Genomic DNA, 22,733 nt, shown 5'->3' with positions numbered 1-22,733 from the left:
TTCGAAACTTGTGGTGACCCTGTGGGAGCGGGCAAGCCCGCGAAGAGGCCAGCACCGACTCAGCAGGCCTCGATACCTGCGATTTATCGGCCCGGGGCTATGATTAGTCAATTTTCTATTTATTATTCGAAATATTAGCCTTGCTTATTATCGAGCCTTGCCATGCCCGACCGTCTGCTCAACGACCGCCTCGACTGGAACCTGCTGCGTACCTTCCGGGTCATCGGCCAGGAGCTTTCCATCAGCCGCGCTGCCGCGCGCCTGCACCTCACCCAGCCGGCAGTGAGCCAGGCGCTCAAGCGCCTTGAAGAACAGCTTGGCCGCCAGCTCATCGCCCGCCGCGGGCCGCGCTTCGTGCTGACGGAAATGGGCGAGCAGCTGTTTCAGCTGGCTGGCGAGGTCTATGGGCAGATGTCGCAGATCGGCAGCTTGCTGGAGCAGCCGGCGGACGAACTGGTGGGCAAGGTACGCCTGCTGATGATCAGCCGTATCGTCAACGAACGCTTCGACGACTTCCTGGCCGACTTCCACCGCCAGCACCCGCGGGTGGAGCTGGAGATTGATGTAATGCGCAGCTCCGACATCGTCGCCGCCCTGCAGGAAAAAACCGCCACGGCGGGCCTAAGCCTGAACCGGCGTGCGCAGCCACGGCTGGAGCAACGGTTGTTCCTGCGCCAGCGCTATGCGTTCTTCTGTGGCAAGCACCATGCCCTGTTCGGCCAGGCCGAAGGCGACCTGCAGCGGGAGAACTTCGTCAGTTTCACCAGTGACCAGATTGGCGGCATGCTGTCGCCACTGACCATTTTCCGCGACCAGCAAGGGTTTGCCGGGCGGATCGTGGCATCGTCACCCAGCCTTGAGGAAGTGCGCCGGCTGGTGATTGCCGGGTTTGGCATAGGCTGCCTGCCCGAGCATGTGGTAGCACCGGATGTAGACGCCGGGTTGCTGTGGAAGCTGCCGCCGCAGGAAGGGATTGCCGATGTGGATATCCACCTGTTGTGGAACAGGGAACAGCGCTTCAGCCGGGCGGAAGAGATGTTTATCGAGGCGTTGCAGCAACGCCTTGACTGAACGCGGAGCCGGGGGTGGCGAGCACTGGACACAATAGTGGCCAATTAGTAGCATCCAGACCAACTGAATATTACGGACAATCTCAGTCATGGATCGAGCCACCGGGGTCATTCGACGCCCTATTCATTACCCCATCCGCACTTTGATTACCTGGGAAGAAGCATGGAAGGGGCCCGACGAGGGCTTGATCCGGTGCTGGGAGATTGGCCGTGAGCGGGCCCTGACCCAGCCAGAACTTGCCCGGCACTGCATCGATGGCGCACTCCCGGTGCTAGGTTGGAAAGGTGGCCATGATCGCGCCTTGAAGAAGCCGATGAAGTACGGTTCGTTCAAGTACCTGGCGCAATGGCAGGGCCTTCGCGGCGAGGATCTGTTCATCGATACGCGAACAGAGCTCACCCTGACCTGTAATCACACCGGCATGCTGACAACGTTCACACCGGACCAGGAAAAATACGCCAATGCTGTGATCCTGACGGAATAGAAACGAGGAACAGGGAATGGTCGATCTTCATCAGGAATTTCAGAACAGCCGCTTTTTCCACGAAGCGCGGATCGCGCAGCGCTCGGTTGATGGGTTGATTGGAATCGCTGCGGGCCTGACTGCTGACAATCAGGTCAATCAACAAGAAGCCGAGTTCCTCAAAGGATGGATGGAGCAGCAACTCGTTCATCTTGAGGATCCGGTCATCAATTTGTTGTACCGGCGCCTGAGCGACATGCTCAAGGACAATATGCTGGATGCTGCCGAGTCGGCTGAACTGCTTGAGCTATTGCAGCAGTTCACCGGCAAGCCGCGCTGCAGCGACAACCCATTCTCTTCACCCACCTCACTGCCACTCGATAACCCCGAACCCACACTGGAGTGGACAGGCCGCATGTTCCTGTTTACCGGCACAATGGCTTACGGGCCTCGCAAAGCATGCGAAGCGCTGGTAGTCGAACGTGGGGGTTCAATCGCCGCGGGGGTGAGCAAGAAGACCCACTACCTGGTCATTGGCAGTATTGGCAACGAGCAGTGGCTACACAGCAGTTATGGCACGAAGATCAAGAAAGCAGTGGAAATCAGGGAAGCGGGTGCGAACATTGCGATCGTAAGCGAGGCGCATTGGCAGCGTGCGGCGTTTGGTTGATGGCCATGATGGCGTTTACCGCTTCTGAGCGGATCGATACACCTCGCTACGCTCGCGTTTGCCAACCGATACCACCACTACAACGATACGCTCGTCCTCGACTCGATAGACGAGGCGATATCCAGAGGCCTTGAGCTTGATTTTGTAGTGGTTCGGCAGGTCACGCAGCGCGTCGGCCTGTACCTTGGGTGACAGCAGGCGCTCGGCGAGTTTTTTCTTGATCTGTTCGCGCACGGTGTGGCCTAGCTTGCCCCACTCTTTCAGTGCCGAAGGCAGGAATTCGAGTTTATAGGTCATCCAGGGATACCGGTACGCCTTTTTCACCCAACCTCGACTTGGCGAGTTCGCTCAATTCGAGATCTTCCAAGCGTTCCATCATGGCCTCGTACAGTTCGGCCGGCACCATGTAACCCATCACGCGGTTGTGATTGAGCACGGCGACGGGCATACCCGCAGCGCCGGTCATCACCGCGGATGGGTTCTTTTTCAGTTCCGACACGCTTACGGCCACGTCAGCGAATATGTTTTGCATGTTTACACCCTCAATAGAGAGCCATATTTTGGTCCATATATAGGACACAAACAAGTCGTCACTGCTCAAGCACAGAGGTGAGACACGACAGGCGAAATGCCGTGTTTGTGGGAGATCGCCCAGCCCTTTGAATCCAACGCGGTGCATGGCACCGGCTGCGCCGGTGTTGGCGGCTAAAACCGCTCCCACAGGGTCCCTGCTAGCTCAATGAGTCATTTGCATTTCCATGGGGAGCGGTCGGGGTCAGGCTGTTGCCAGTGCCGGGTAGTCGGTCAGGCCATGGGCATCACCACCGAACAGCGTGGCCCGTTCGTGCTCGGCCAGTGGCGCATTCAGCTTCAGCCGCGCCGGCAGGTCCGGGTTGGCCACGAATGGCCGGCCGAAGCCGATCAGGTCAGCCCAGCCCTCCTCCAGCGCACGCCGTGCACGTTCGCCGGTGTATTTGCCGGCATACACCATCACCCCGGGGAACACTGCCCGCAGCTGTTGCTTGAAGTCCACTGGCATGTCCGGCGCGTCATCCCAGTCGGCTTCGGCAATGTGCAGGTAGCCGATGCCGATTTCGCCCAGGCGCTTGGCCGCCGCGGTATAGGTGGTGACCGGGTCGGCATCGACACAGCCATTGAGCGTGGTCAGCGGCGCCAGGCGTACGCCTACGCGCTGAGCGTCGCCGGTGCCTTCGACCAGCGCACGGGTGACCTGGTCGAGGAAACGCAGACGGTTTTCCAGCGAACCGCCGTAGCGGTCGGTACGATCGTTGGCGCCGGAATCGAGAAACTGGTTGACCAGGTAACCGTTGGCCGCGTGCAACTCGACACCGTCAAAACCAGCCGCCATGGCATTGCGCGCAGCCTGGCGGTACTGCTCGATGATCTCGGCAATTTCCGCTTCGCTCAACGCGCGCGGCTTGGAGGCCTGGACAAAGCCTGGCGTGCCGTCGGCATTGTCGATGAACACATTCACGCCTTCGGCCTGCATCGCCGAGGACGACACCGGTGCCTGGCCGCCGAGCAGGCTGCTGTGGCTGAGGCGACCGACGTGCCAGAGCTGGGCGAAGATGCGCCCGCCTGCGGCATGTACCGCCTCGGTGACCAGGCGCCAGCCGTCGATCTGCGCCTGGGTGTGGATACCCGGGGTGCGGGCGTAACCCTTGCCCAGTGGCGAGATCCAGGTGCCTTCACTGACGATTAGCCCGGCACTGGCGCGTTGTGCGTAGTACTCGGCCATCAGCGCGGTCGGGACATCACCAGGCTGTGCGGCGCGGGAGCGGGTCATCGGTGGCATCAGCACACGGTTGGGCAGGTCAAGGGCGCCGAATTGCAGGGGTTGGAACAGCGGATCTTGAGTCATCATGAGCATCTCCGTAAGTCGAATCAGGGGTCAGGCGCGGCTGACGACAGGTTGTGGCTGGGCAGGTACGCGGCGGTCGAGGCGGCCGCTGTACAGGGTAAGGGCCAGGGCACCGAGGGTGACCAGCGCGGCAATCCATGGGGTGTGGCCGAGGCCGAGCTGTTGCACGACCTGGGCACCGCCCCAGGAACCACCGGCCACACCCAGGTTGAAGGCGGCGATGTTGAAACCGGCAGCCACGTCGACTGCGTCGGGGGCGACCTTTTCCGCCTGCTGCACCACGTACACCTGCAGGCCCGGCACATTGCCGAAGGCCACCGCTCCCCAGGCCAGTACGGTGATTACCACCAGCACCGGATGCGACGCGGTGAAGGTCAGCGCCAGCAGCACCACGGCCAGCAGCAGGAAAATGATCGACAGTGCCTTGACCGGGCCTTTGCGGTCGGCCAGGCGGCCGCCCCAGATGTTGCCCAGGGCAACCGAAACACCGTAGGCGAGCAGCACCAGGGCGACGCTGTTGGCGCCGAAGCCGGCGATGTCCTGCAGGATCGGGGCAAGGAAGGTGAAGGCGATCAGCGAGCCGCCGTAACCCACGGCAGTCATGGCATACACCAGCAGCAGGCGCGGTTGCAGCATCACCCGCAGTTGGCGCAGCAGCGGTGCCGGCTGGCTGTGCTGGATGCGCTTGGGCACGAACAGCAATGCACCGAGCAGCGCCACCAGGCCGAAGGCCGCCACCACCAGGAAGGTCACACGCCAGCCGAAGTGCTGGCCGATGAAGGTACCCAGCGGGATACCGGTGACGAAGGCCACGGTCATGCCACTGAACATGGTGGCGATGGCACTGGCGGCTTTTTCTTTCGGCACCAGGCTGGTGGCGATGATCGAGCCGACCGAGAAGAACACCCCATGGGCCAGGCCGGTGAGGATGCGCGCCATGATCAGCGATTCGTAGCTGGGTGCCTGCCAGGCCACCAGGTTACCGGCGGTGAACAGCGCCATCAGGCCGACCAGCAACAGCTTGCGCGGGACACGGCCGGTCATGGCGGTGAGCAGAGGCGCGCCGATGGCGACGCTGAGGGCGTAAAGGCTGACCAGCAGGCCGGCCGAAGGCAGGGTGACCGCCAGGTCATTGGCGATGGTCGGGATGAGGCCGACGATCACGAACTCCGTAGTGCCGATGGCGAAAGCCGCCAGGGTCAGGGCTAACAAGGCGAGAGGCATTTGAGAATCACCTGTGGAAGGTTGGGATGGGTGAATTCTCGGGGGACGTGGGGATGGGAAAAAGGTGGGGACGGGACAATGAGTTTTGATTTGACGGCAAAGGTCATCCTCAAGCTATTGCGAGCGGGTCAACCTAAATGTCCCAGCCTGCGCGGTCAGTTGTGGGAGCGGCCTTGTGTCGCGAAAGGGCTGCAAAGCAGCCCCAGCAATATATGTCTTTGCGCTGAACCCCTGGGGCTGCCTTGCAGCCCTTTCGCGACACAAGGCCGCTCCCACAATTGACCGCGTTCATCAACCCGACGAAGTGAACGCATCCCAGGCTGGCAAGATCGAGACCTCCCAAGTCATAATTGTTAACAGTTAAGTCCCTGGAGGTCTCATGCAAGATCTACGTCAGTTGCGCTACTTCGTAGCTGTCGCCGAATGCGAGAACGTCGGCCGGGCCGCCGAGCAGCTGCATATTTCCCAATCCCCCCTCAGCCGACAGATTGCCCAGCTGGAGGACAACCTTGGCCTGGCCCTGTTCGAACGGCGCAACCAGCGCCTGTACCTGACCAGAGACGGTCGTACCTTCCTGGCCGAAGCGCGCGGCCTGCTCAAGCATGCCGAGCGCCTGGAATCGCTGGGCAAGCGCCTGGGCCGTGGTGAGGAAGGCGGGCTGTGCATCGGTTACGTCAACCATGCCATCCATGCCGGCGTGCTGCCGGGCGCTGTGCGGGCGATTCGTGGCGAGCGTCCGAACATTCACATTGCGCTGTACAACATGACCCCCAACGAACAGTTCGAAGGCCTGCGTCAGCGCAGCCTGGACATTGCCCTGGTTTGCGAGCCGCCGCCAAGGAATGACCCCGACCTGAGCGGCCAGCCGGTGCTGGACGACCCATTGCTGCTCGCCATCCCGGCCACGCACCCGCTGGCCAGCAGGGCCGAGCTGACCCCCGCCGACCTGCACGAACAGGACTGGATCATCACCGGCGGCCAGCCCGACCAGGGCCACAAGCGTGACGATTTCATCGCCCGCTGTGGCGATGCCGGCTTCACCCCGCGCCTGTCGCTGGAGGCCAACGACCCGCTGAGCGTGCTAGGCCTGGTGTCCGCCGGCCTGGGGCTGGCCATGGTGCAAAGCAGCCTGTCGGCCAGTGCCGGGCCGACCGTGGTGCTGCGCCAGCTGGACTGGTTCCAGCCCAGCGAGCAGTTGTGGGCGGTCTGGCACCAGGTCGATTTGAGGCCGATCGTGGGCATTTTCCGCGAGCGCGTACTGGCATTGGCCGAGCAAGGGTTTGATAAGTCAATAAAGGTCTGAACTCAGTCTAATTGCGTCTTTTACAGTCTTACTGCGCTTCACTAGGATGGCTCCTATCGATGCAACTCACCCCACAGGAGCCATTCCATGAACATCGACCTCGGCGGACGCACCGCCATCATCAGCGGCTCGACCGGCGGTATTGGCCTGGCTATCGCCCGCGGCCTGGCCCGCGCCAACGCTGACGTAGTCATTGCCGGCCGCAGCCATAAGTCATTGGATGCCGCCCTGGCCGAACTGCGCGAACAAGGCGGCCGTGGGCAGATCCACGGCGTGGTTGCCGACCTGGGCACCGCCGCCGGTGCCGAAACCCTGTTCGCCGCCCACCCACGGGCCGACATCCTGGTCAACAACCTGGGCATCTACGACGATGTCGACTTCTTCGAAGTGGCCGACAGCGAGTGGACGCGGTTCTACGACACCAACGTGCTGAGCGGCGTGCGCCTGGCCCGCCTCTATGCCCCGGGCATGGTGGAGAACGGTTGGGGGCGGATCCTGTTCATCTCCTCGGAGTCGGGCATCGCCATCCCTGCCGACATGATCAACTACGGCGTCACCAAGGCTGCCAACCTGGCGGTATCCCATGGCCTGGCCAAGCGCCTGGCTGGCACCGGGGTAACCGTGAACGCAGTGCTGCCCGGCCCGACACTGACCGACGGCGTGGCCGCGCTGGTGGCTGATGCAGCCCAGGCGTCCGGGCGCAGCATTCGTGAAGAAGCCGACAACTTCGTGCGTACCGCACGGCCGAGCTCGATCATCCAGCGTGCCGCCGATGTCGACGAAGTCGCCCACCTGGCGGTGTACCTGGCCTCCCCTTACTCGTCCGCCACCACCGGTGCAGCGCTGCGGGTCGACGGTGGTGTGGTCGACAGCCTGGCTATCTGAGTTCAACCTGGGGGCTGCTCTGCAGCCCATCGCGACACAAGGCCGCTCCTACAGGAGAACGCGTTTCCCTTGTAGGAGCGGCCTTGTGTCGCGATGGGCCGCAAAGCGGCCCCAGACTTTTGCCCTGAAATCAAAACACCTTGCCCTCACCGCACCTGTTTCCCCCGCCCGATCCCCGCTAGCCTGCCGCCCACACCCGTCTCGAGAGGACCCGCACCATGCCAACCGATCATCAAGCCTGGGCCTGGACCCCGAACGCCGGCCTCGATGGCCTGCAACTGCTGCGTAAACCCCTGCCACAACCCGGCCCCGGCGAGGTGCTGGTGGCCAACCGTGCCATTGCCCTCAACCCGGTGGACTGGAAAATCTGCGAATGGGGCCACCCTGCCTGGCAGCAAGGCACGGTCCCGGGTGTGGATGGCGCCGGTGTGGTAGTCGCCGTTGGCGCAGGCGTCGACCTGCCGTTGGGCAGCCGCGTTGCCTACCACCAGTCGCTGGCGCGGGACGGCAGCTTTGCCCAGCACTGCCTGCTCGATGCCAGCCTGGTGATGCATATCCCCAGTGCGCTCGGCGACACCGCCGCGGCCGCTGTGCCCTGCCCCGCCCTGACCGCCTGGCAGGCCTTGGCCAAGGTACCCGAAGGTGCCAGCCGCGACGTGCTGGTGATCGGCGCCGGTGGCGCAGTGGGCTTCTACCTCGCACAACTGGCCGCGCAGCGTGGCCTGCGCGTGTGGGCCAGTGCCGGCCGACGCCACCACGCCACGCTCAAGGCCCTTGGTGTGAGCGGGGTGTTCGACTACCACGACGCCGATTGGCAGAACCAACTGCAGGCCGCCCTGGGCGAGCGCCCGCTGCATGCCCTGTTCGACACCGTCAGCGGCGCCCATGCCGGCAGCCTTGCTCACCTGCTCGGTTACAACGGCCACCTGGTGTGCATCCAGGACCGCCAGGAAACCGCGCCAACGCCGGCCTTCGGCACGGCGATCTCGCTGCATGAAGTGGCGCTCAACAGCATTCATGCCCATGGCCAATTGGCTGACCGCCAAGCCCTGCGCGTAGCTGGTGAACGCCTGTTGCAGGCCGTCGCCGATGGCAGCCTGATCGCGCCACAACGCCGCGAGTTCGCTTTCTCGGCATTGCCCCAGGCTCTGCGGCAGTTGAAAGAGGGCCAAGGCGCAGGCAAATGGGTGACGCGCCTCGACTGAACGCCCTGTGCGAAAACTTGGATCCCATTCTGCTACAAGGTATGCTGGGCAATAGCTAAACGCCACTGCTCAGGCAGGCCTCGTGCCTGTCTTCAAGGACGAGCCCTTTGCCCAGCCACCCTACCCGTCACACCATCGCCCGCCAGTGGCAACTGCTCAAGCTGCTGCCCGGCCGTCACCCAGGGATGAGTTCCACCCAGTTGCAGGCCGCCCTGACAGCCGTGGGCCATATCACCAGCAAACGCACCGTCGAACGCGACCTGGTGGAGCTTGCGGCGCTGTTCCCGGTGCAGTGCAACAGCAAAGGCATGCCCTACGGCTGGTACTGGCAACCGGGCCTGAACCTGCGTGAAGCGCAGCAGTTGCAACCTGATGCGCTCACCCCCTCGGAACAGGTCGTGCTGCACGCGTGGGTCGATGATGCCCTGGCCCGGCGCCTGGAAGCGTCGCCACTGTCGGCAGACATGCAACTGACGCTGCAAGCGGACGGTGGCGCCACCCTGCTAGCCACCGTCGACGACAACCGCGCGTTGATGGGCTGGCTACTTTCCCAGGCCGGCTCGATCTGCGTGCAGGCGCCCCAGGCACTGCGCCAGGCCATGCTCGAGCAGTTGCGCCAGAGCCTGGCGCTGCACGAGGATGGTTGTTGACCGGCGAGCAAAAGTCATTGTCCCCCGGGCCGCTTTTTCCCACAGGTGGCCCTGCGCAGAATCAGCTCCTGACAACGCCTCACTATCAGGAGTACCCGATGAAACGCTTCAAGCCCCTGCTGCTTGCCGTCGCCCTGGCGTCCACCGCCCAGGCCACCCTGGCCGCCGACTGGCAGACCTCGCCCTACGGCAAACAGGATGAAATCGGCGCCGCCAACCTGCTCACCCCCGAAGTGGTCAAACAGGCGGTTGGCCTGGTCAAGACCGGCAAGACCTACCCGCTGGCCGTACCGGTTAGCAAAGACCTGCCAGCCTTCCGCCACCGCAGCTTCCACCTGTACAACATCCAGCCTGGCGAGCAGGCCGGCCAGACCCTGGGCCGCAACAAGTTCAGCTTCAACGATGAATTGGTCAACGGCTGGACCGGCGTCGGCACCCAGCTCAACGGCATCGGCCACATCGGTATCGACAATGTCTACTACAACGGCAACAAAGCTGCCGACTTCGTCACTGTCGAAGGCGTGACCAAGCTGGGCGTGGAAAAAGTACCGCCCATGGTCACCCGCGGCGTGGTGCTGGACATGACCGCTCACTACGGCAAGGCCATCGTGCCCGGCGGCACCTCGTTCACCGTCGACGACATCAAGGCCGTACTGAAGAAGCAAGGCATTACCCTGCGCAAGGGTGACGTGGTGCTGTTCAACACCGGTTGGCTGGAACTGATCGGCAAGGACAACCAGCAGTTCCTCGCCACCGAACCGGGCATCGACCTGCCGGCGGCCGAGTGGCTGGCGGACCAGGGCATTGTCGCCTTTGGTGGCGATACCTGGGCGTCGGAGGTGTACCCGAACCCGACCGGTGAAGAGTTCCCGGTCAACCAGTTCATGCTTGCCAAGCGCGGCATCTACAACCTGGAACTGATCGACACCCGCACGCTTGTGAAGGACAAGGCGTTCGAGTTCCTGTTCGTGCTGGGCCAGCCGCTGTACAAGGGCTCGACCCAGGTGAACATCAACCCCGTGGCGATTCACTGATCGATTTCGATCCTGGGGCTGCTTTGCAGCCCCATCTTCAGAACGTACCGGGGAACGCCCCGCCATCGATCAACAGGTTCTGCCCAGTGATGTACCCGGCATGTGCACTGCACAGGAACGCGCAGTAAGCGCCGAACTCGCCGGCATTGCCAAAGCGCGCCGCCGGGATGGCCTTGCGCCGCGCCTGGGTGGTGGCTTGCACATCGCCACCTGCCGCCTTCAAGGTCTTCTGCAGGCGCGCTGTGTCGAACGCCCCAGGCAGCAGATTATTCAGCGTGACGTTGCTGCCCGCCAGGCGCTGCTGACGTGCCAGGCCGGCGATGAAGCCGGTCAGGCCACTGCGTGCACCATTGGACAAGCCAAGAATATCGATCGGCGCCTTTACCGCACCGGAGGTGATGTTCACCACCCGACCGAACCCGCGCTCGGCCATGCCATCGACCACCGCCTTGATCAGCTCGATGGGGGTAAGCATGTTGGCGTCCAGTGCCTTCAGCCAGTCCTCGCGGCCCCAGTCACGGAAGTCGCCCGGCGGCGGGCCACCGGCATTGTTGACCAGGATATCCACCTGCGGGCAGGCTGCCAGCAGCGCCTGGCGCACCTCGGCGTCGGCGACATCACCGGCCACGGTGCGCACCTCGATGCCCGGGCAGGCCGCGCGCAACTCGGCGGCGGTCTGCTCCAGGGTGGCCTGGGTACGGGCATTGATGACCAGGTTGACGCCTTCCTTGCCCAACGCCTCGGCGCAGCCTTTGCCCAGGCCCTGGCTGGCCGCGCAGACGATGGCCCAGCGGCCGGTAATGCCTAGATCCATTGGGTTGCTCCTTGATGCAATGCAGTTACAGGGTCACTGGATCGGCGAAAACGCGGCAGGCATCAACAGCTTCGATTCCATCCGCACCAGCATCGGGAAGGCCACGGGGATGAAGCGCTCCAGCCAGTCCGCATCGCGGTACAGGGCGGCGCGGCGCTCGATGCGGTCGTCAAGGCTCTCGTAGGCCCAGATGTGCACCACCTGGTTCAGTTCGCCAATCTCGGTGTACCACCAGCCCACCAGCTTGGCGTAGCGCGAGATCACCGGCAAGCCTTCCTTTTCGAAGTGCTCCAGGTATTGCTTCATCTTGCCGATGTGCAGGGTGTAGGTACGCATTTCATAGAACATGGTCGTGGTTCCGCCAAAGGTTCAGAGGTTGCCGTGGTAGGCGTCGGTGATCAGGCGCTCGACATCGCGTGCGGTGGTCAGGCGTGGGTTGACCAGCACGTTGCCGCTGCGCATCGAGTCGCTGACCATTTGCGGCAGGAACTCCAGGTCCACGCCCAGTTCACGGATGGTCGCGGGAATGCCGATGGCCTGGTTCAGGGCCACCACCGCGTCCACCGTGCGTGCCGCGGCCTGTTCCACGTTGAGCCCGGTCACATCGGCGCCCAGTGCAATGGCGATGTCACGGAAGCGCTCCGGGCAGGCCGGCAGGTTGAACTTGATCACGTAAGGCAGCAGGGCGGCGTTGGCGATGCCATGGGGGATGTTGAACACCCCGCCGAAGGTGTGGGAAATGGCATGCACGTTGCCCAGCTTGGATTGCGAAAACGCCACCCCGGCCAGGAACGAACCCAGCAGCATCTGTTCGCGGGCGGCCATGTCGGTGCCGACGAAGTAGGTTTTTTCCAGGCTGCCGGCAATCATGCGAATGGCCTGCAGGGCCATGGCCTGGCTGATCGGGTTGGCCTGGCGCGACACATACGACTCGATGGCATGGGTCAGGGCATCCATGCCGGTGGCAGCGGTGATGGCCGCAGGCAGCTTCAGGGTCAGTGCCGGGTCGAGGATGGCCAGGCGCGGGAACAGCCGCGGGCTGACGATCACCGTCTTGAACAGCGTGCGCTTGTTGGTGAACACGGTCGACGCCGTGCATTCGCTGCCGGTACCGGAGGTGGTCGGGATGGCGAAGATCGGCAGCGGCGGCTGGGTCAGTTTGTCGTAGCCCTCGTAGTCGAGGATGTTGCCAGGGTTGGTGGCCATCGCCGCCACGCCCTTGGCGGTGTCGATGCTGCTGCCGCCGCCCACGCCGATCACGGCGGTGCAGTTGCGCGCTTTGAGCAGCGCCACGGCAGCGTCGAGCACGTCGGTGCTGGGGTTGGCTTCAACGGCAGAGAACAGCTGGTAGTCGATGCCCGCCTGCTCCAGCGAGGCAAAGAAGCCGGCCAGAATACCAGCGTCGATCAGGCCCTGGTCGGTGACCACCAACAGGGTACCGTCCACGTACGGCTTGAGCAGCGCACCGGCCTGGTCGGCCAGGCCCGCGCCACATTTGGCAATGGTGGGGAAATGGAACTGGAATTGGCTCATGAGGGGTCCTCAGGCAACTACGTTGTTCTTGTTGTGCCCGCCGTGACGCTGGCGGGCCGTGCCGGGGCAATCTAGAGCGCGGGCCAGGGCCGCCGATAATGAAAAGAGCTGATCCGCCAATAACCGCTGCTTATCCCCTGCCCGGGTAATAAGCAGGCGTTATTGGCGGATCAGCTCTTTTCATTACCTGCAATGCCGGCAGCGCTCCAACAATCGGCCTGCGTAGTTGCTACGCCTCCCGATAATCACAACAACGAGCTCCTGCGATGAAGACCATCCCCTCCCCGGCCGACCTGGCGCTGCCCGCTGCGGCCCCGATGACCACGGTGCGCTGGCGCATCTTCCTGATCCTGTTGCTGCTGACCGCAATCAACTACATCGACCGCGCCTCGCTGTCGGTTGCGCTACCGCTGATCGCCCCCGAATTCAACCTGACGCCGGCCATGGAAGGGCTGATGCTCAGTGCGTTCTTCTGGTCCTATGCCTTGATGCAAATCCCTGGCGGCATGCTGCTGGACCGCTTCCACACCCGCGGCATCATTGGTGCGGCAACCGTGGCCTGGGGCCTGTTCCAGGCACTGGGCGCGGCCTCGCACAACTGGCTGGTACTGCTGCTGACACGCATCGGCCTGGGCGTGGCCGAGTCGCCGATCATGCCCGCCGGGGCCAAGCTCAATGGCGCCTGGCTGACGCCTAACGAACGTGGCCGTGGCGCGGTGCTGGTGGATGGCGGCGCACCGCTGGGCAGCGCCCTGGGTGCGATCCTGATTTCCGGGCTGATTGCCTGGCTGGGCTCGTGGCGATTGGCCTTCGTGGTGGCCGGAGTCGGCACCGTATTGGCCGGCATCCTGGCGTGGAAGTACATCCGCAACCACCCCAGCGAGCACCCGGGGGTGAACGAGGCCGAGCTGCGCCACATCACCGAAGGCAACGCCAGCGCCCATGCCGCGGCAGCCAAGGCCAGCCTGCCGCTGCGCGAATTGCTCAAGGACCGTTCGATCTTTGCCATGTTCGCCGGCTACAGCTGCATCCTGGCAGTGTTCTATGGCCTGCTGACCTGGATGCCGAGCTACCTGCACAAGGCCCACGGCCTGAACATCTCGGCCATGGGCGGGGCGACCTTCCTGATCTTCATGTGCGGGTTTGTCGGCGAACTGATCGGCGGCTGGATCGGTGACCGCTGGCGGGCCAGCGGTGCCTCGCCGAACCTGGTGATGCGCACCCTGTTCAGCGGCTCGGCGCTGGTGGCGGCGCTGTGCATCCTGGCGGCAGCCTATGTGGGCGAGACCGTCGCGGTGATCAGCCTGCTGTGCGTGGCGATGTTCTTCATCCGTTGGTGCGGGATGTACTGGTGCCTGCCGGCGATCATCGGCGGGCCGTCGCGCACCGGTGTGCTGGGTGGCACCATGAATTTCTGTGGCAACATGGCCGGGGTGCTGGTGCCGATCGTGATCGGGCTGATCGTACAGTTCAGCGGGGACTACTTCTTTGCGCTGATCTTCTTTGTGGCGGCTGCGGTGTTGATTGCGGTGTTTTCCAGCTTGATCGATTACCGCGAGCGGCAGTTCTGAGATACAGCCGGTTGGGGCTGCTTTGCAGCCCATCGCCGGCAAGCCGGCTCCCACACCGGTCGAGCTGCTTTCAAGGTTTTTGCAGTACCTGTGGGAGCTGGCTTGCCGGCGATAAGGCCAGGACAGGCAGCGCGAGACAATTGCTCCAACAGGGAGCCGCAACAGGGCTCAACCGGCCTTAAGCTCCTCCACCAGCAACCGCGCCGCCGGCGACAGCGGCGCTGCTACTCGGTGCACGATCCCGAACGGCTCGCTCAGCGCCCGCAGTTGCACTGCCAGCGACACCAGCAACCCGCGCTGCTCGGCAAAGGCCGCCACGGCGCTGGGGATCACCGCCACCAGCGTCGGGTCGTCTTCCAGCAGCATGAAGGTGGCGAAGGTGGAGAAGGTTTCCAGCGGGTAGCGTGGCACCTCCACCCCCGCCTCGCTCAATTCACGCTCCAGCGCCTGGCGCATGGGCATGTTGGCCGGGTAGACGATCCAACGGTACTGGCTCAGGTCGCCAACCTCCAGCGCCGCCGCCCCGGCCAGCGGGTGCTGCGGGTGCGCGACCACCGCCAGCGGCTCCTGGGCCAGTTCGACAAAGGCGTAGTCCGCCGCATTGCGGCCCAACCCTGGCCGGCAGATGGCCAGGTCCAGGCGCCCTTCATCAAGCTGGGCCAGCAGGTTGGCACTGGTGTTCTCGGCGATCTCCACCGCCAGTTGCGGCTGCTTGCGGCGCAACCGCCCGAGGGCACCGACCAGGGTCGGCATGGCCCCCATGATGCTGCCCACCGCCAGCCGCCCACCCTGGCCCTGGACAATGCCCAGCACCTCCTCGCGCAAATGCCCCAGGTCGCTGTGGATCAAGCGCGCATAACGCACCACGCAACGGCCTACGTCATTGGCCACCAGGCCGCTGGGCAGGCGCTGGAACAACGGCACACCCAGCACCTCCTCCACCTCGCGCAAGGCCTTGGTAGCCCCGGGCTGGGAAATCGCCATGGCCTCCGCCGCCTTGTGCAGGGAGCCGCAACGGTCCAGTTCGATGAGCAGGCGTAACTGACGCAGGCGCAGGCGGGAAAAAATGGAATCCAGGGAGGGGATCATCGGGCAGGCTCGGCATGGGTCTTGTAATGCCGAGCACTATAGAGGGTTGTCAACGGGCGATTGTTGAGTTTGCGGCAAATGACCTTTGCCCTGAAGACACGCCCGGCAAGCTCACGCCACGCGGCGGCGCGACAGGCAGGCATACCCCAGGCCCAGCACGCTGGCCGCCAATACGCCCAGCAGCACCATCAGCTCGCGGCTGTAACGGGCCGCCCAGGCCGGGAAACCGATGACTTCGCGGTACACCTGGATGTCAGCCTTGCCATCGGCGTGACTGATGCTGACCCCGCCCTGACGGATCTGCGAGTAGTCCGCATCGAAATACACCCATACCTTGCACGCGCCACCCGGCTCGATGACGGGGATGTCCGCTTGCATGGTGGAGGTTTCCAGGATGGTGTCATTGCCAGCTGCATCGCGCACCTGCACCAGGCCTTTCGCCGGCAGGCGGATTTTCACCTGACGCACCTGCGCATCACCGCTGTTGCGCAGCTCGATGAGCAGGCCGGTACGGTGGTCGACCAGCCCGGCCTCGAAGGGCTTGGCGAACAGTTGGGCATACGGCGCCTGGGCCATTTCGATCAGCCGCTCGACCTGATCGTGACTCAGCCCGCCCTCGCTGATGGCATTTATGCGCCCCTGCAACTGCTCGTACTTGAGCTGCTCGCTGGCCTTGCTGATGCGTTCGCTGAACTGGCTGGGATAGGTGAGGTAGGCATAGGTCAGCGATGCCTCCAGGCGTGGGTTGCCCCTGAGCAATCCATAGGCGGCCAGCAGGACCATCAGGCCAAGCAGCACGGCTACGAGGAGTTTCCCCACCTTGTCCCAGCTCAATGCGAACTTCCTTCTGTCGTGATACAGACGATTCAAACCGACCAAGGGTGCCAAGTTCAAGGTCCCCAGGCAAGCCTGACTATGGCTCCTGCTCGCCTCCCCGAGCCTGGCGCAACTGTTGCAACTGGCCGTCGATCAGCGCCTTGGCCATGCCTGCCAGGTAATACGTGGCCTGCATCATCGCCTTGCGGTCACCGGGCCGGTCGATGGCCTTGCGGGTGAGTTCGGTAATGCAGCCCATGATGCTCGAGGCCTCCATCAACGCCGTACGCATTGGCAACTGCGCGTTCATCTGCACCAGTTCGGCGCCGCCGTTGCCAAAACGGCCCGCTGCGCGCACGACATTGAGGTTGCTGCTTTCTTTCGGAGTGTCTTTGTCCATGTCCATTCCTCGGGGTTACGAGCGTGCCGAGACTAGGGCGCTGCCTGCCCCGCCACAATAACCTTGGGGGTGGAAAGGCTTACTTTCAGAAATGGACTACAAGAACCCTACAAAGGGGATGCTCCGCCACCACTCAGGCTCTTGACCGGCAACCGGCAGTGACGGACGATCGGTGTCCCCCCCACAAGGATGAACACCATGCTACGGATACTGGGTAGAGCCTCCTCCATCAATGTACGAAAAGTTCTGTGGGCGTGCGCCGAGTTCGAGGTCCCGTTCGAGCGCGAAGACTGGGGGGCGGGCTTCAAGCCCACGGACAGCGCCGAGTTCCTTGCGTTGAACCCCAATGCCATGATCCCGGTGATCCAGGATGGCGACTTCACCCTGTGGGAATCCAACAGCATCATCCGCTACCTGGCCACGCGTTATGGCGCCACCGGGTTCTACCCGGGCGAGGCGCAGGCGCGGGCCAGGATCGACCAGTGGATCGACTGGCAGGCCTCGGACCTCAACCGTTCGTGGAGCTACGCGTTCATGTCGCTGGTCAGGCACTCGCCCGCCCACCAGGACCCACAGGCCCTGGCCGCCGGCTGCGCGGACTGGGCGCGCTACATGCGCATTCTCGACCGCCAGCTGGCAAACACCGGTGCCTACGTGGCTGGTAGCCAGTTCACCTTGGCCGACATCCCCATTGGCCTGTCGGTCAACCGCTGGTTCGAAACGCCATTCGAGCACCCGCACCTGCCGGCAGTGCGCGATTATTACGAGCGGCTTAGCGAGCGCCCGGCCTATCACCTGCATGGCCGTAACGGTACGCCGTGACGGGCAAAACTGCGGGGCTGCCTGGCAGCCCCCGAAGTCTCCACCTGTTAAACAGCAACCTGACTCGCCGCAGCCCCCGCCCGCCCCCGCCAGGCGAACAGCAGCACCATCACCAGGCCCAAAGCCGCCATCGCCGCCCCCGCCAGGGAAACCGCCGAATACCCCAGCCCGGCGTTGATCACTGCCCCACCCAGCGCCGCACCAATTGCATTCCCCAGGTTGAACGCCCCGATGTTCACCGCCGACGCCAGGTTGGGCGCATCCTTGGCCGCCTCCATCACCCGCATCTGCAGTGGCGGCACCAGGGCAAAGCTGGCAGCGCCCCACACCAGGACCGCCAACGCAGTCGCCAGCGGCCAGTCCATCACCAGCGGGAACACCAGCAACACCGCAATCAGCACGGCCAGCGACAGCATCAGGGTACGGTCGATCGAACGGTCCGCCGCCTTGCCGCCCCACACGTTACCCAAGGTCAGGCCGACACCGAACAACACCAGCATGGCCGTGACGAAGGTGGTGGACGCTGCCGCCTCGCTCTGCAGGATCGGCGCGATGTAGGTGAATACCGTGAACATCGCACTGGAGCCCACCACAGTCAGCAGCAATGCCGCCAGCACCGGCCCGCGGCCCAGCACGCGGATTTCTGCCATGGCCCCGCCGCCCTTGGGCGACGGCACGTTGGGCAGTGCGTACCAGAGGGTGGTCATTGCTACCAGGCCGAGCCCGGCGATGCCCCAGAATGCCGTGCGCCAGCCCAGCATTTCACCGAACCAGGTCGCCAGCGGCACACCGCCGATGGTGGCAAGGGTCAACCCCATGAACATGGCGGCCACGGCCCCGGCGCGCTTCTCGGGCGGCACCACGCTGGCCGCGACGATCGAGCCGATGCCGAAGAACGCACCGTGGTTCAGCGAGGTGACCACGCGGGCAACCAGCAGGCTGGCGTAGTCGCTGGCCAAGGCCGACATCAGGTTGCCGAGGGTGAAGATGGCCATCAGCCCGATCAGCAGGTAACGCCGCGGGATCTTCACCGTGGCCAGGGTCATCAGCGGCGCACCGATCAGCACACCGATCGCATAGGCACTGACCAACAACCCGGCAGCGGGGATGGAGACGCCAAGGTCGGTGGCGATGCTGGGCAGCATGCCCATGGGGGCGAACTCGGTGACCCCGATGCCGAAGGCACCGATGGCGAGTGCGACAAGAGGTGGATTGATACGCATGGCAAGCTCCTTATCTGTGCTGCAAATGCTACGATCCGAAGCCAAGCCGCACTAGACTGCATTTTTGCGAACCACCTTTGCTGAAGAGGCACAAATGGACTTCAGTGGAAGATCCGGCGAGATGGAAATATTTACCAAGGTGGCCCAGGAGGGCAGCCTGTCCGCCGCCGCCCGGGCACTGGGCCTGACACCTTCGGCGGTGAGCCGCATCCTGGCGCGCACCGAACAGCGCCTGGGCACCCGCCTGCTGCTGCGCACCACCCGAGCGATCACCCTCACGCCCGAGGGCGAAGCGTACCTGCGCGGTGCACGGCGGGTGCTGGCCGACATGCTCGAAGTGGAAGAGGCCATCACCGACCAGGGCGTGCCACGCGGGCGCTTGCGGGTCAGCGCAGCGCTGGGCCATGGCCGCTTGACCGTGGTACCGCTGCTGGCAGCGTTCAGCGCGCGCTACCCGCAGGTGCTGGTCGACCTTACCCTCAGCGACGAAGTGGCCGACATTCTCGGCGGCCAGGCCGACGTGGCGCTGCGCTTCGGCCACCTGCCGGACAGTTCGTTGAGCGCTCGTGCCATTGGCGAAACCGGCCAGGTGATCGTCGCCTCGCCCGAGTACCTGGCGCGCTGCGGTACGCCGCTTGTGCCAGAGGACCTGGCCCGGCACAACTGCCTGCGCTTCAACTTCCGCCGCGCCGCGCCCGACTGGCCGTTCCGCCGCGACGGGCAGATCTTTTCATTGAAGGTGACGGGCAACATCGAATGCAGCAGCGGCGAGGCCCTGGCGCAGTTGGCCAGGCTCGGCGCCGGCGTGGCGCGCATCGGTACCTTTACCGTGGCCGACGACCTGGCCAACGGGCAGCTGGTGCCGTTGCTGGAGGCGTACAACCCGGGTGATAGCGAGCCGATCCATGCGGTGTTCGTCGGCGGCCCGGCGATGCCGGCGCGGGTGCGGGTGTTCGTGGATTTTCTGGTAGAACAACTGTCAGGCCGGAGCTGTCGCGCAGAGAACTGAATTCGCAAACGGTACGCGTACCCTGTGGGAGCGGCTTTGCCGCGAAGAATCCAACACAGTGTATGGCACCGGCTGCGCCGGTGTTCGCGGCTAAAGCCGCTCCCACAGGGGCCCTGCTAATTCAGTGAGTCCTGTGCAGTTCCATGAAAGCGGCATCCGCGAATCAGGCAGTACAATGCCGCATTCTTACGTTAGCCCCGCAAAGGACCGCCCATGCTTTACGTCGTCATGCTCGGAGGCCGCCACCCCGGCGCCAAGATCGAAGTTCACGATGTGGTGTTCGCCCTGGCCGACACCTTCGAACAGGCCTACCCGCAGTTGCGCCAGGCCTGGTTCGGCAGCCCGAAAGGTTTGCACATCGATTCGTGGCTGGAGGTGCATGGTGTCGACGGCCAGCGCATCGAACTGCGCCCGCACGCCCCCGCCCGCGGTGCGCTGCGCCTGTACTTCATCAACCTCGGTGGTTATGAACGCGAAGTGTTCGGCGAGGCCCACCGCTACCTGCTGGTCACCGCCCACAACAAGACCGAGGCCAAGGCCCTGGGCAAGCAACGCATGCAGGCGGACTGGCTGAAGCCGCATACCGATGCCTTGCTGGCTGTCGACGACTGCCTGGCGATCGACCAGGTAGCAGGCCAGTTCGTGCACCTGGTCGAAGGCGCACACGAGCCGGTGGTGGTGCGTAACGACTACATCCTGATCTGACGCCAACAGCGCCGCTAAGCGCGCGGTACACTTGCCTTCAGCTCACGCTCAGGAGTTGCTTCATGCCCTATCCCATCGAACAGAAACTGGTCATCGGCGTTGCTTCGAGTGCGCTGTTCGACCTCACCGTCTCGGACGACATCTACCAGACCCAGGGCGTCGAGGCTTACCGCCAGCACCAGCAGCAGAACCTGGACGAACCCTTCCCCAAAGGCGTGGCGTTCCCGTTCATCCGCCGCTTCCTGAGCATCAATCAGGCCTTCCCCGAGCAGTTGCCGGTGGAGGTGGTGCTGCTATCGCGCAACTCGCCGGAAACCGGCCTGCGGGTGTTTCGCTCGATCAGCCACTACCAGCTGGACATCACCCGCGCGGCGTTCATGTCGGGCCGCTCGCCCTACGAGTACATACCGGCGTTCAATGCCTCGCTGTTCCTCAGCGCCAACGAGGAAGATGTGCAGAAAGCCATCGACGCCAACTACCCGGCCGGGCGGGTGCTGCCGACACGCATCTACGATGACGAGATCGACACCGAACTGCGGGTAGCCTTCGACTTTGACGGGGTGATTGCCGATGACGAGGCCGAGCGCGTGTACAAGCGCGACGACAACCTGGACGATTTTCAGGAGCATGAACGCGTGCGCAAGGGCATCCCGCATTCGCCGGGGCCGTTGGCCGACCTGTACCGCAAGCTTTCGCTGATTCGCATGCTCGAGGACCGCAAGTTGGCCGAAGACCCGGCGTACAAGCGCATCTTGCGGATTGCCATCGTGACGGCGCGCAATGCCCCTTCGCACGAGCGGGTAGTGACAACGTTGAAAGACTGGGGCGTTTCGCCGGACGAGTGCTTCTTTCTGGGCGGGATGGAAAAACCCAGGGTGCTGTCGATACTGAAGCCGCATGTGTTCTTTGATGACCAGCGCAGCCATTTGCAATCGCCGGCGGGGGATTTGCCGATGGTGCATGTGCCGTTCGGGGTGGCGAATCGCGAGCGTTCGGCGGCGGACTCTGCGTTCGACGTACCCCACAGGTACAGCGTTGCTCCCGAGGTTGTCGCTGAACCTGTGGGAGCGGCCTTGTGTCGCGAAAGGGCCGCAAGGCGGCCCCAGGATTGACGCGCAACAGTTGAATTTGCCGGTGGCCTGCGAACCGGGGCCGCTGGTGAGTTCTTCTGGTACGCGCCTGGTGGCCGACGGCTGGATCGGCGAAGACCTGGAGGCAATCGACACCCTGCTGGTCGCCGGCACACCGCAGGCTGCCGAGCAATACCTGCGCCCCGGCATTCTCGACTGGCTGCGGCAACGCGCGGGCGCTTGCCGGCGTTACGGCTCGGTGTGCACGGGGGCGTTTGCACTGGCGGCTGCCGGGCTGCTGGATGACCGGCGTGTGACCACCCATTGGGCCGTGGCGCAGCCGCTGGCCGAGCGTTATCCGCGGGTGCAGGTGGATGCCGATGCCATTCAGGTGCATGACGGCAACCTGCGTACCGCTGCGGGGGTAACGGCCGGGCTGGACCTGGCACTGGCCCTGGTGGAGGAAGACCTGGGGCGAGATATTGCCAAGCTGGTTGCGGGGCACCTGGTCATGTACTTCAAGCGGCCTGGGGGGCAACTGCAGTTCAGCCGGCAAGGTGGGACATCACCGGTTGGGCGTTCGGCATTGCAGGGGTTGCAGCGTTACGTGGCCGCCAACCCTGCACTGGACCACGGGGTTGCCAGCCTGGCTGCGCGGGTTGGGCTGAGCCCGAGGCATTTTGCGCGGGTGTTTCAGGGTGATGTGGGGATGACCCCGGCCGCGTGGGTGGAGCTGGCGCGGGTGAATGCTGCGCGGGCGCGGCTGGAGGCTGGGCGAGAGGCACCGAAGCAGGTGGCGGCGCTGTGTGGGTTTGCCAATGCGGATACGTTGCGGCGGGCGTTCGTGAAGCATGTGGGGGTTACGCCGGCGGAGTATCGCAAGCGGTTTGGGCGGTCGGGGTGAGCTGAACCGAGGTGTGTGCGCTCGCGCCGGGTACGCTTTTGCGTCCCGGCCGAGGCTGTGCGCTCCATCGCAAGGTCAGCTTAGCGAGGGCCACCGCCCTGATGACCGCCAAAGCCACCGCCCCCACCGTGGCCACCGCCATGACCACCGCCACCACCCGGCGGCATGAACATCCAGCAGCCTGACAAGGCCGATACCAGCGCCGCAACCAGGGCTGCGCGGAAAAGGTGTTTCGACTTCATTGCAACGCTCCACAAGGCTAGATCTGCTGCCGGCCGTTGGCCGGTTCGGCAGCGCGCGGATTCTAGAGCTGCGGAGTGATGGCACGGGGAAACTTTGCATATCTTTACAGTCGCACTGGCAATCAGGGAGGACCGTTGCCTGTGGTTG

The 22,733-nt window shown here is 64.0% G+C and carries 26 protein-coding genes; 14 read left to right on the top strand and 12 right to left on the bottom strand.

Features of this window, described 5'->3' with window-relative positions; all coding sequences use genetic code 11:
* Positions 1-162 precede the first annotated feature (162 nt).
* The 3 genes from IRZ77_RS19450 to IRZ77_RS19440 all read left to right on the top strand — a co-directional run bounded on the left by IRZ77_RS19450 (position 163) and on the right by IRZ77_RS19440 (position 2,204).
* A complete protein-coding gene (locus IRZ77_RS19450; protein WP_196174181.1) occupies positions 163-1,071 on the top strand; it encodes a LysR family transcriptional regulator in 909 nt (302 codons plus the stop codon).
* An 88-nt stretch (positions 1,072-1,159) separates the two neighbouring features.
* Positions 1,160-1,555 carry a hypothetical protein gene (locus IRZ77_RS19445; RefSeq protein WP_085601315.1) on the top strand — a complete coding sequence of 132 codons (396 nt, stop codon included), beginning with the start codon at positions 1,160-1,162 and terminating at the stop codon, positions 1,553-1,555.
* A 16-nt stretch (positions 1,556-1,571) separates the two neighbouring features.
* A complete protein-coding gene (locus IRZ77_RS19440; RefSeq protein ID WP_085601314.1) occupies positions 1,572-2,204 on the top strand; it encodes a BRCT domain-containing protein in 633 nt (210 codons plus the stop codon).
* 15 nt (positions 2,205-2,219) lie between these two features.
* On the opposite strand, the gene IRZ77_RS19435 is transcribed toward IRZ77_RS19440, so the two are convergent.
* The 4 genes from IRZ77_RS19435 to IRZ77_RS19420 all read right to left on the bottom strand — a co-directional run bounded on the left by IRZ77_RS19435 (position 2,220) and on the right by IRZ77_RS19420 (position 5,310).
* Positions 2,220-2,501: a type II toxin-antitoxin system RelE family toxin gene (locus IRZ77_RS19435; RefSeq protein ID WP_153670562.1), complete on the bottom strand. Its 282-nt coding sequence runs from the start codon at positions 2,499-2,501 to the stop codon at positions 2,220-2,222.
* Positions 2,491-2,736: a type II toxin-antitoxin system Phd/YefM family antitoxin gene (locus IRZ77_RS19430; protein WP_013972043.1), complete on the bottom strand. Its 246-nt coding sequence runs from the start codon at positions 2,734-2,736 to the stop codon at positions 2,491-2,493. Before IRZ77_RS19430 ends, IRZ77_RS19435 begins: the two co-directional genes overlap by 11 nt.
* A 243-nt stretch (positions 2,737-2,979) precedes the next feature.
* Positions 2,980-4,086 (bottom strand): alkene reductase, encoded by a 1,107-nt coding sequence (locus IRZ77_RS19425; RefSeq protein ID WP_153670595.1) that lies wholly within the window; start codon positions 4,084-4,086, stop codon positions 2,980-2,982.
* 30 nt (positions 4,087-4,116) lie between these two features.
* Positions 4,117-5,310, bottom strand: coding sequence for an MFS transporter (locus IRZ77_RS19420; protein ID WP_196174179.1), 1,194 nt, complete (start codon positions 5,308-5,310; stop codon positions 4,117-4,119).
* Between the two features lie 379 nt (positions 5,311-5,689).
* Here IRZ77_RS19420 and IRZ77_RS19415 point away from each other — a divergent pair, with 379 nt between their 5' ends.
* From IRZ77_RS19415 to IRZ77_RS19395, 5 genes are all read left to right on the top strand, one after another.
* Entirely contained in the window at positions 5,690-6,613 is a 924-nt protein-coding gene (locus tag IRZ77_RS19415) for a LysR family transcriptional regulator (protein WP_196174177.1), read from the top strand.
* A gap of 87 nt (positions 6,614-6,700) precedes the next feature.
* Positions 6,701-7,498 (top strand): SDR family NAD(P)-dependent oxidoreductase, encoded by a 798-nt coding sequence (locus tag IRZ77_RS19410; RefSeq protein ID WP_196174175.1) that lies wholly within the window; start codon positions 6,701-6,703, stop codon positions 7,496-7,498.
* Positions 7,499-7,716: 218 nt separating this feature from the next.
* The gene (locus tag IRZ77_RS19405; RefSeq protein ID WP_085601310.1) at positions 7,717-8,703 is read left to right on the top strand and encodes a zinc-binding dehydrogenase; all 987 of its coding nucleotides are present in this window, start codon (positions 7,717-7,719) and stop codon (positions 8,701-8,703) included.
* A 107-nt stretch (positions 8,704-8,810) separates the two neighbouring features.
* The gene (locus tag IRZ77_RS19400; protein WP_046614023.1) at positions 8,811-9,353 is read left to right on the top strand and encodes a WYL domain-containing protein; all 543 of its coding nucleotides are present in this window, start codon (positions 8,811-8,813) and stop codon (positions 9,351-9,353) included.
* Positions 9,354-9,451: 98 nt separating this feature from the next.
* Positions 9,452-10,387 carry a cyclase family protein gene (locus IRZ77_RS19395; protein ID WP_108481362.1) on the top strand — a complete coding sequence of 312 codons (936 nt, stop codon included), beginning with the start codon at positions 9,452-9,454 and terminating at the stop codon, positions 10,385-10,387.
* 37 nt (positions 10,388-10,424) lie between these two features.
* Here the strand turns inward: IRZ77_RS19395 and IRZ77_RS19390 are convergent, their stop codons facing one another.
* From IRZ77_RS19390 to IRZ77_RS19380, 3 genes are read right to left on the bottom strand one after another with little or no spacing between them, the layout of a single operon-like run.
* A complete protein-coding gene (locus IRZ77_RS19390; RefSeq protein ID WP_108481361.1) occupies positions 10,425-11,201 on the bottom strand; it encodes an SDR family oxidoreductase in 777 nt (258 codons plus the stop codon).
* Between the two features lie 33 nt (positions 11,202-11,234).
* Positions 11,235-11,549, bottom strand: a complete 315-nt coding sequence (locus IRZ77_RS19385) for an NIPSNAP family protein (RefSeq protein WP_013972037.1) — start codon at positions 11,547-11,549, stop codon at positions 11,235-11,237.
* A 21-nt stretch (positions 11,550-11,570) separates the two neighbouring features.
* Entirely contained in the window at positions 11,571-12,734 is a 1,164-nt protein-coding gene (locus IRZ77_RS19380) for an iron-containing alcohol dehydrogenase (RefSeq protein WP_196174173.1), read from the bottom strand.
* Between the two features lie 266 nt (positions 12,735-13,000).
* Between IRZ77_RS19380 and IRZ77_RS19375 the strand changes: the two genes are divergently transcribed.
* A complete protein-coding gene (locus IRZ77_RS19375; RefSeq protein WP_196174171.1) occupies positions 13,001-14,305 on the top strand; it encodes an MFS transporter in 1,305 nt (434 codons plus the stop codon).
* A 168-nt stretch (positions 14,306-14,473) separates the two neighbouring features.
* On the opposite strand, the gene IRZ77_RS19370 is transcribed toward IRZ77_RS19375, so the two are convergent.
* The 3 genes from IRZ77_RS19370 to IRZ77_RS19360 form a co-directional block, all read right to left on the bottom strand.
* Complete coding sequence (locus IRZ77_RS19370; protein ID WP_085601304.1) at positions 14,474-15,394, bottom strand: LysR family transcriptional regulator; 921 nt, start codon at positions 15,392-15,394, stop codon at positions 14,474-14,476.
* A gap of 111 nt (positions 15,395-15,505) precedes the next feature.
* A complete protein-coding gene (locus IRZ77_RS19365; protein WP_135002441.1) occupies positions 15,506-16,228 on the bottom strand; it encodes a hypothetical protein in 723 nt (240 codons plus the stop codon).
* Between the two features lie 79 nt (positions 16,229-16,307).
* Entirely contained in the window at positions 16,308-16,610 is a 303-nt protein-coding gene (locus tag IRZ77_RS19360; protein ID WP_025338583.1) for a DUF3077 domain-containing protein, read from the bottom strand.
* Positions 16,611-16,808: 198 nt separating this feature from the next.
* Here IRZ77_RS19360 and IRZ77_RS19355 point away from each other — a divergent pair, with 198 nt between their 5' ends.
* Positions 16,809-17,432, top strand: a complete 624-nt coding sequence (locus IRZ77_RS19355; protein ID WP_046614031.1) for a glutathione S-transferase family protein — start codon at positions 16,809-16,811, stop codon at positions 17,430-17,432.
* Between the two features lie 47 nt (positions 17,433-17,479).
* Here the strand turns inward: IRZ77_RS19355 and IRZ77_RS19350 are convergent, their stop codons facing one another.
* Positions 17,480-18,655, bottom strand: coding sequence for an MFS transporter (locus IRZ77_RS19350; protein ID WP_046614032.1), 1,176 nt, complete (start codon positions 18,653-18,655; stop codon positions 17,480-17,482).
* A 94-nt stretch (positions 18,656-18,749) separates the two neighbouring features.
* On the opposite strand from IRZ77_RS19350, the gene IRZ77_RS19345 reads away from it, so the two are divergent.
* The 4 genes from IRZ77_RS19345 to IRZ77_RS19330 all read left to right on the top strand — a co-directional run bounded on the left by IRZ77_RS19345 (position 18,750) and on the right by IRZ77_RS19330 (position 22,343).
* Complete coding sequence (locus tag IRZ77_RS19345; protein ID WP_196174169.1) at positions 18,750-19,664, top strand: LysR substrate-binding domain-containing protein; 915 nt, start codon at positions 18,750-18,752, stop codon at positions 19,662-19,664.
* A 213-nt stretch (positions 19,665-19,877) separates the two neighbouring features.
* On the top strand, positions 19,878-20,369 hold the full coding sequence (locus IRZ77_RS19340) for a DUF1543 domain-containing protein (RefSeq protein ID WP_046614034.1): 492 nt from the start codon (positions 19,878-19,880) through the stop codon (positions 20,367-20,369).
* Between the two features lie 62 nt (positions 20,370-20,431).
* Complete coding sequence (locus IRZ77_RS19335) at positions 20,432-21,481, top strand: 5'-nucleotidase (RefSeq protein ID WP_230386575.1); 1,050 nt, start codon at positions 20,432-20,434, stop codon at positions 21,479-21,481.
* Between the two features lie 22 nt (positions 21,482-21,503).
* On the top strand, positions 21,504-22,343 hold the full coding sequence (locus IRZ77_RS19330) for a GlxA family transcriptional regulator (protein WP_258229945.1): 840 nt from the start codon (positions 21,504-21,506) through the stop codon (positions 22,341-22,343).
* An 80-nt stretch (positions 22,344-22,423) separates the two neighbouring features.
* Here IRZ77_RS19330 and IRZ77_RS19325 read toward each other — a convergent pair whose 3' ends face one another.
* Complete coding sequence (locus tag IRZ77_RS19325; protein ID WP_024086757.1) at positions 22,424-22,585, bottom strand: hypothetical protein; 162 nt, start codon at positions 22,583-22,585, stop codon at positions 22,424-22,426.
* Between the last annotated feature and the right edge of the window lie 148 nt (positions 22,586-22,733).

Source organism: Pseudomonas pudica (genome assembly GCF_015680405.1).
In the GTDB taxonomy this organism is placed as follows: Bacteria; Pseudomonadota; Gammaproteobacteria; order Pseudomonadales; family Pseudomonadaceae; genus Aquipseudomonas; species Aquipseudomonas pudica.
Note: the sequence above shows the minus strand (reverse complement) of the source record. Positions and strands in the feature narration are given on the sequence as shown.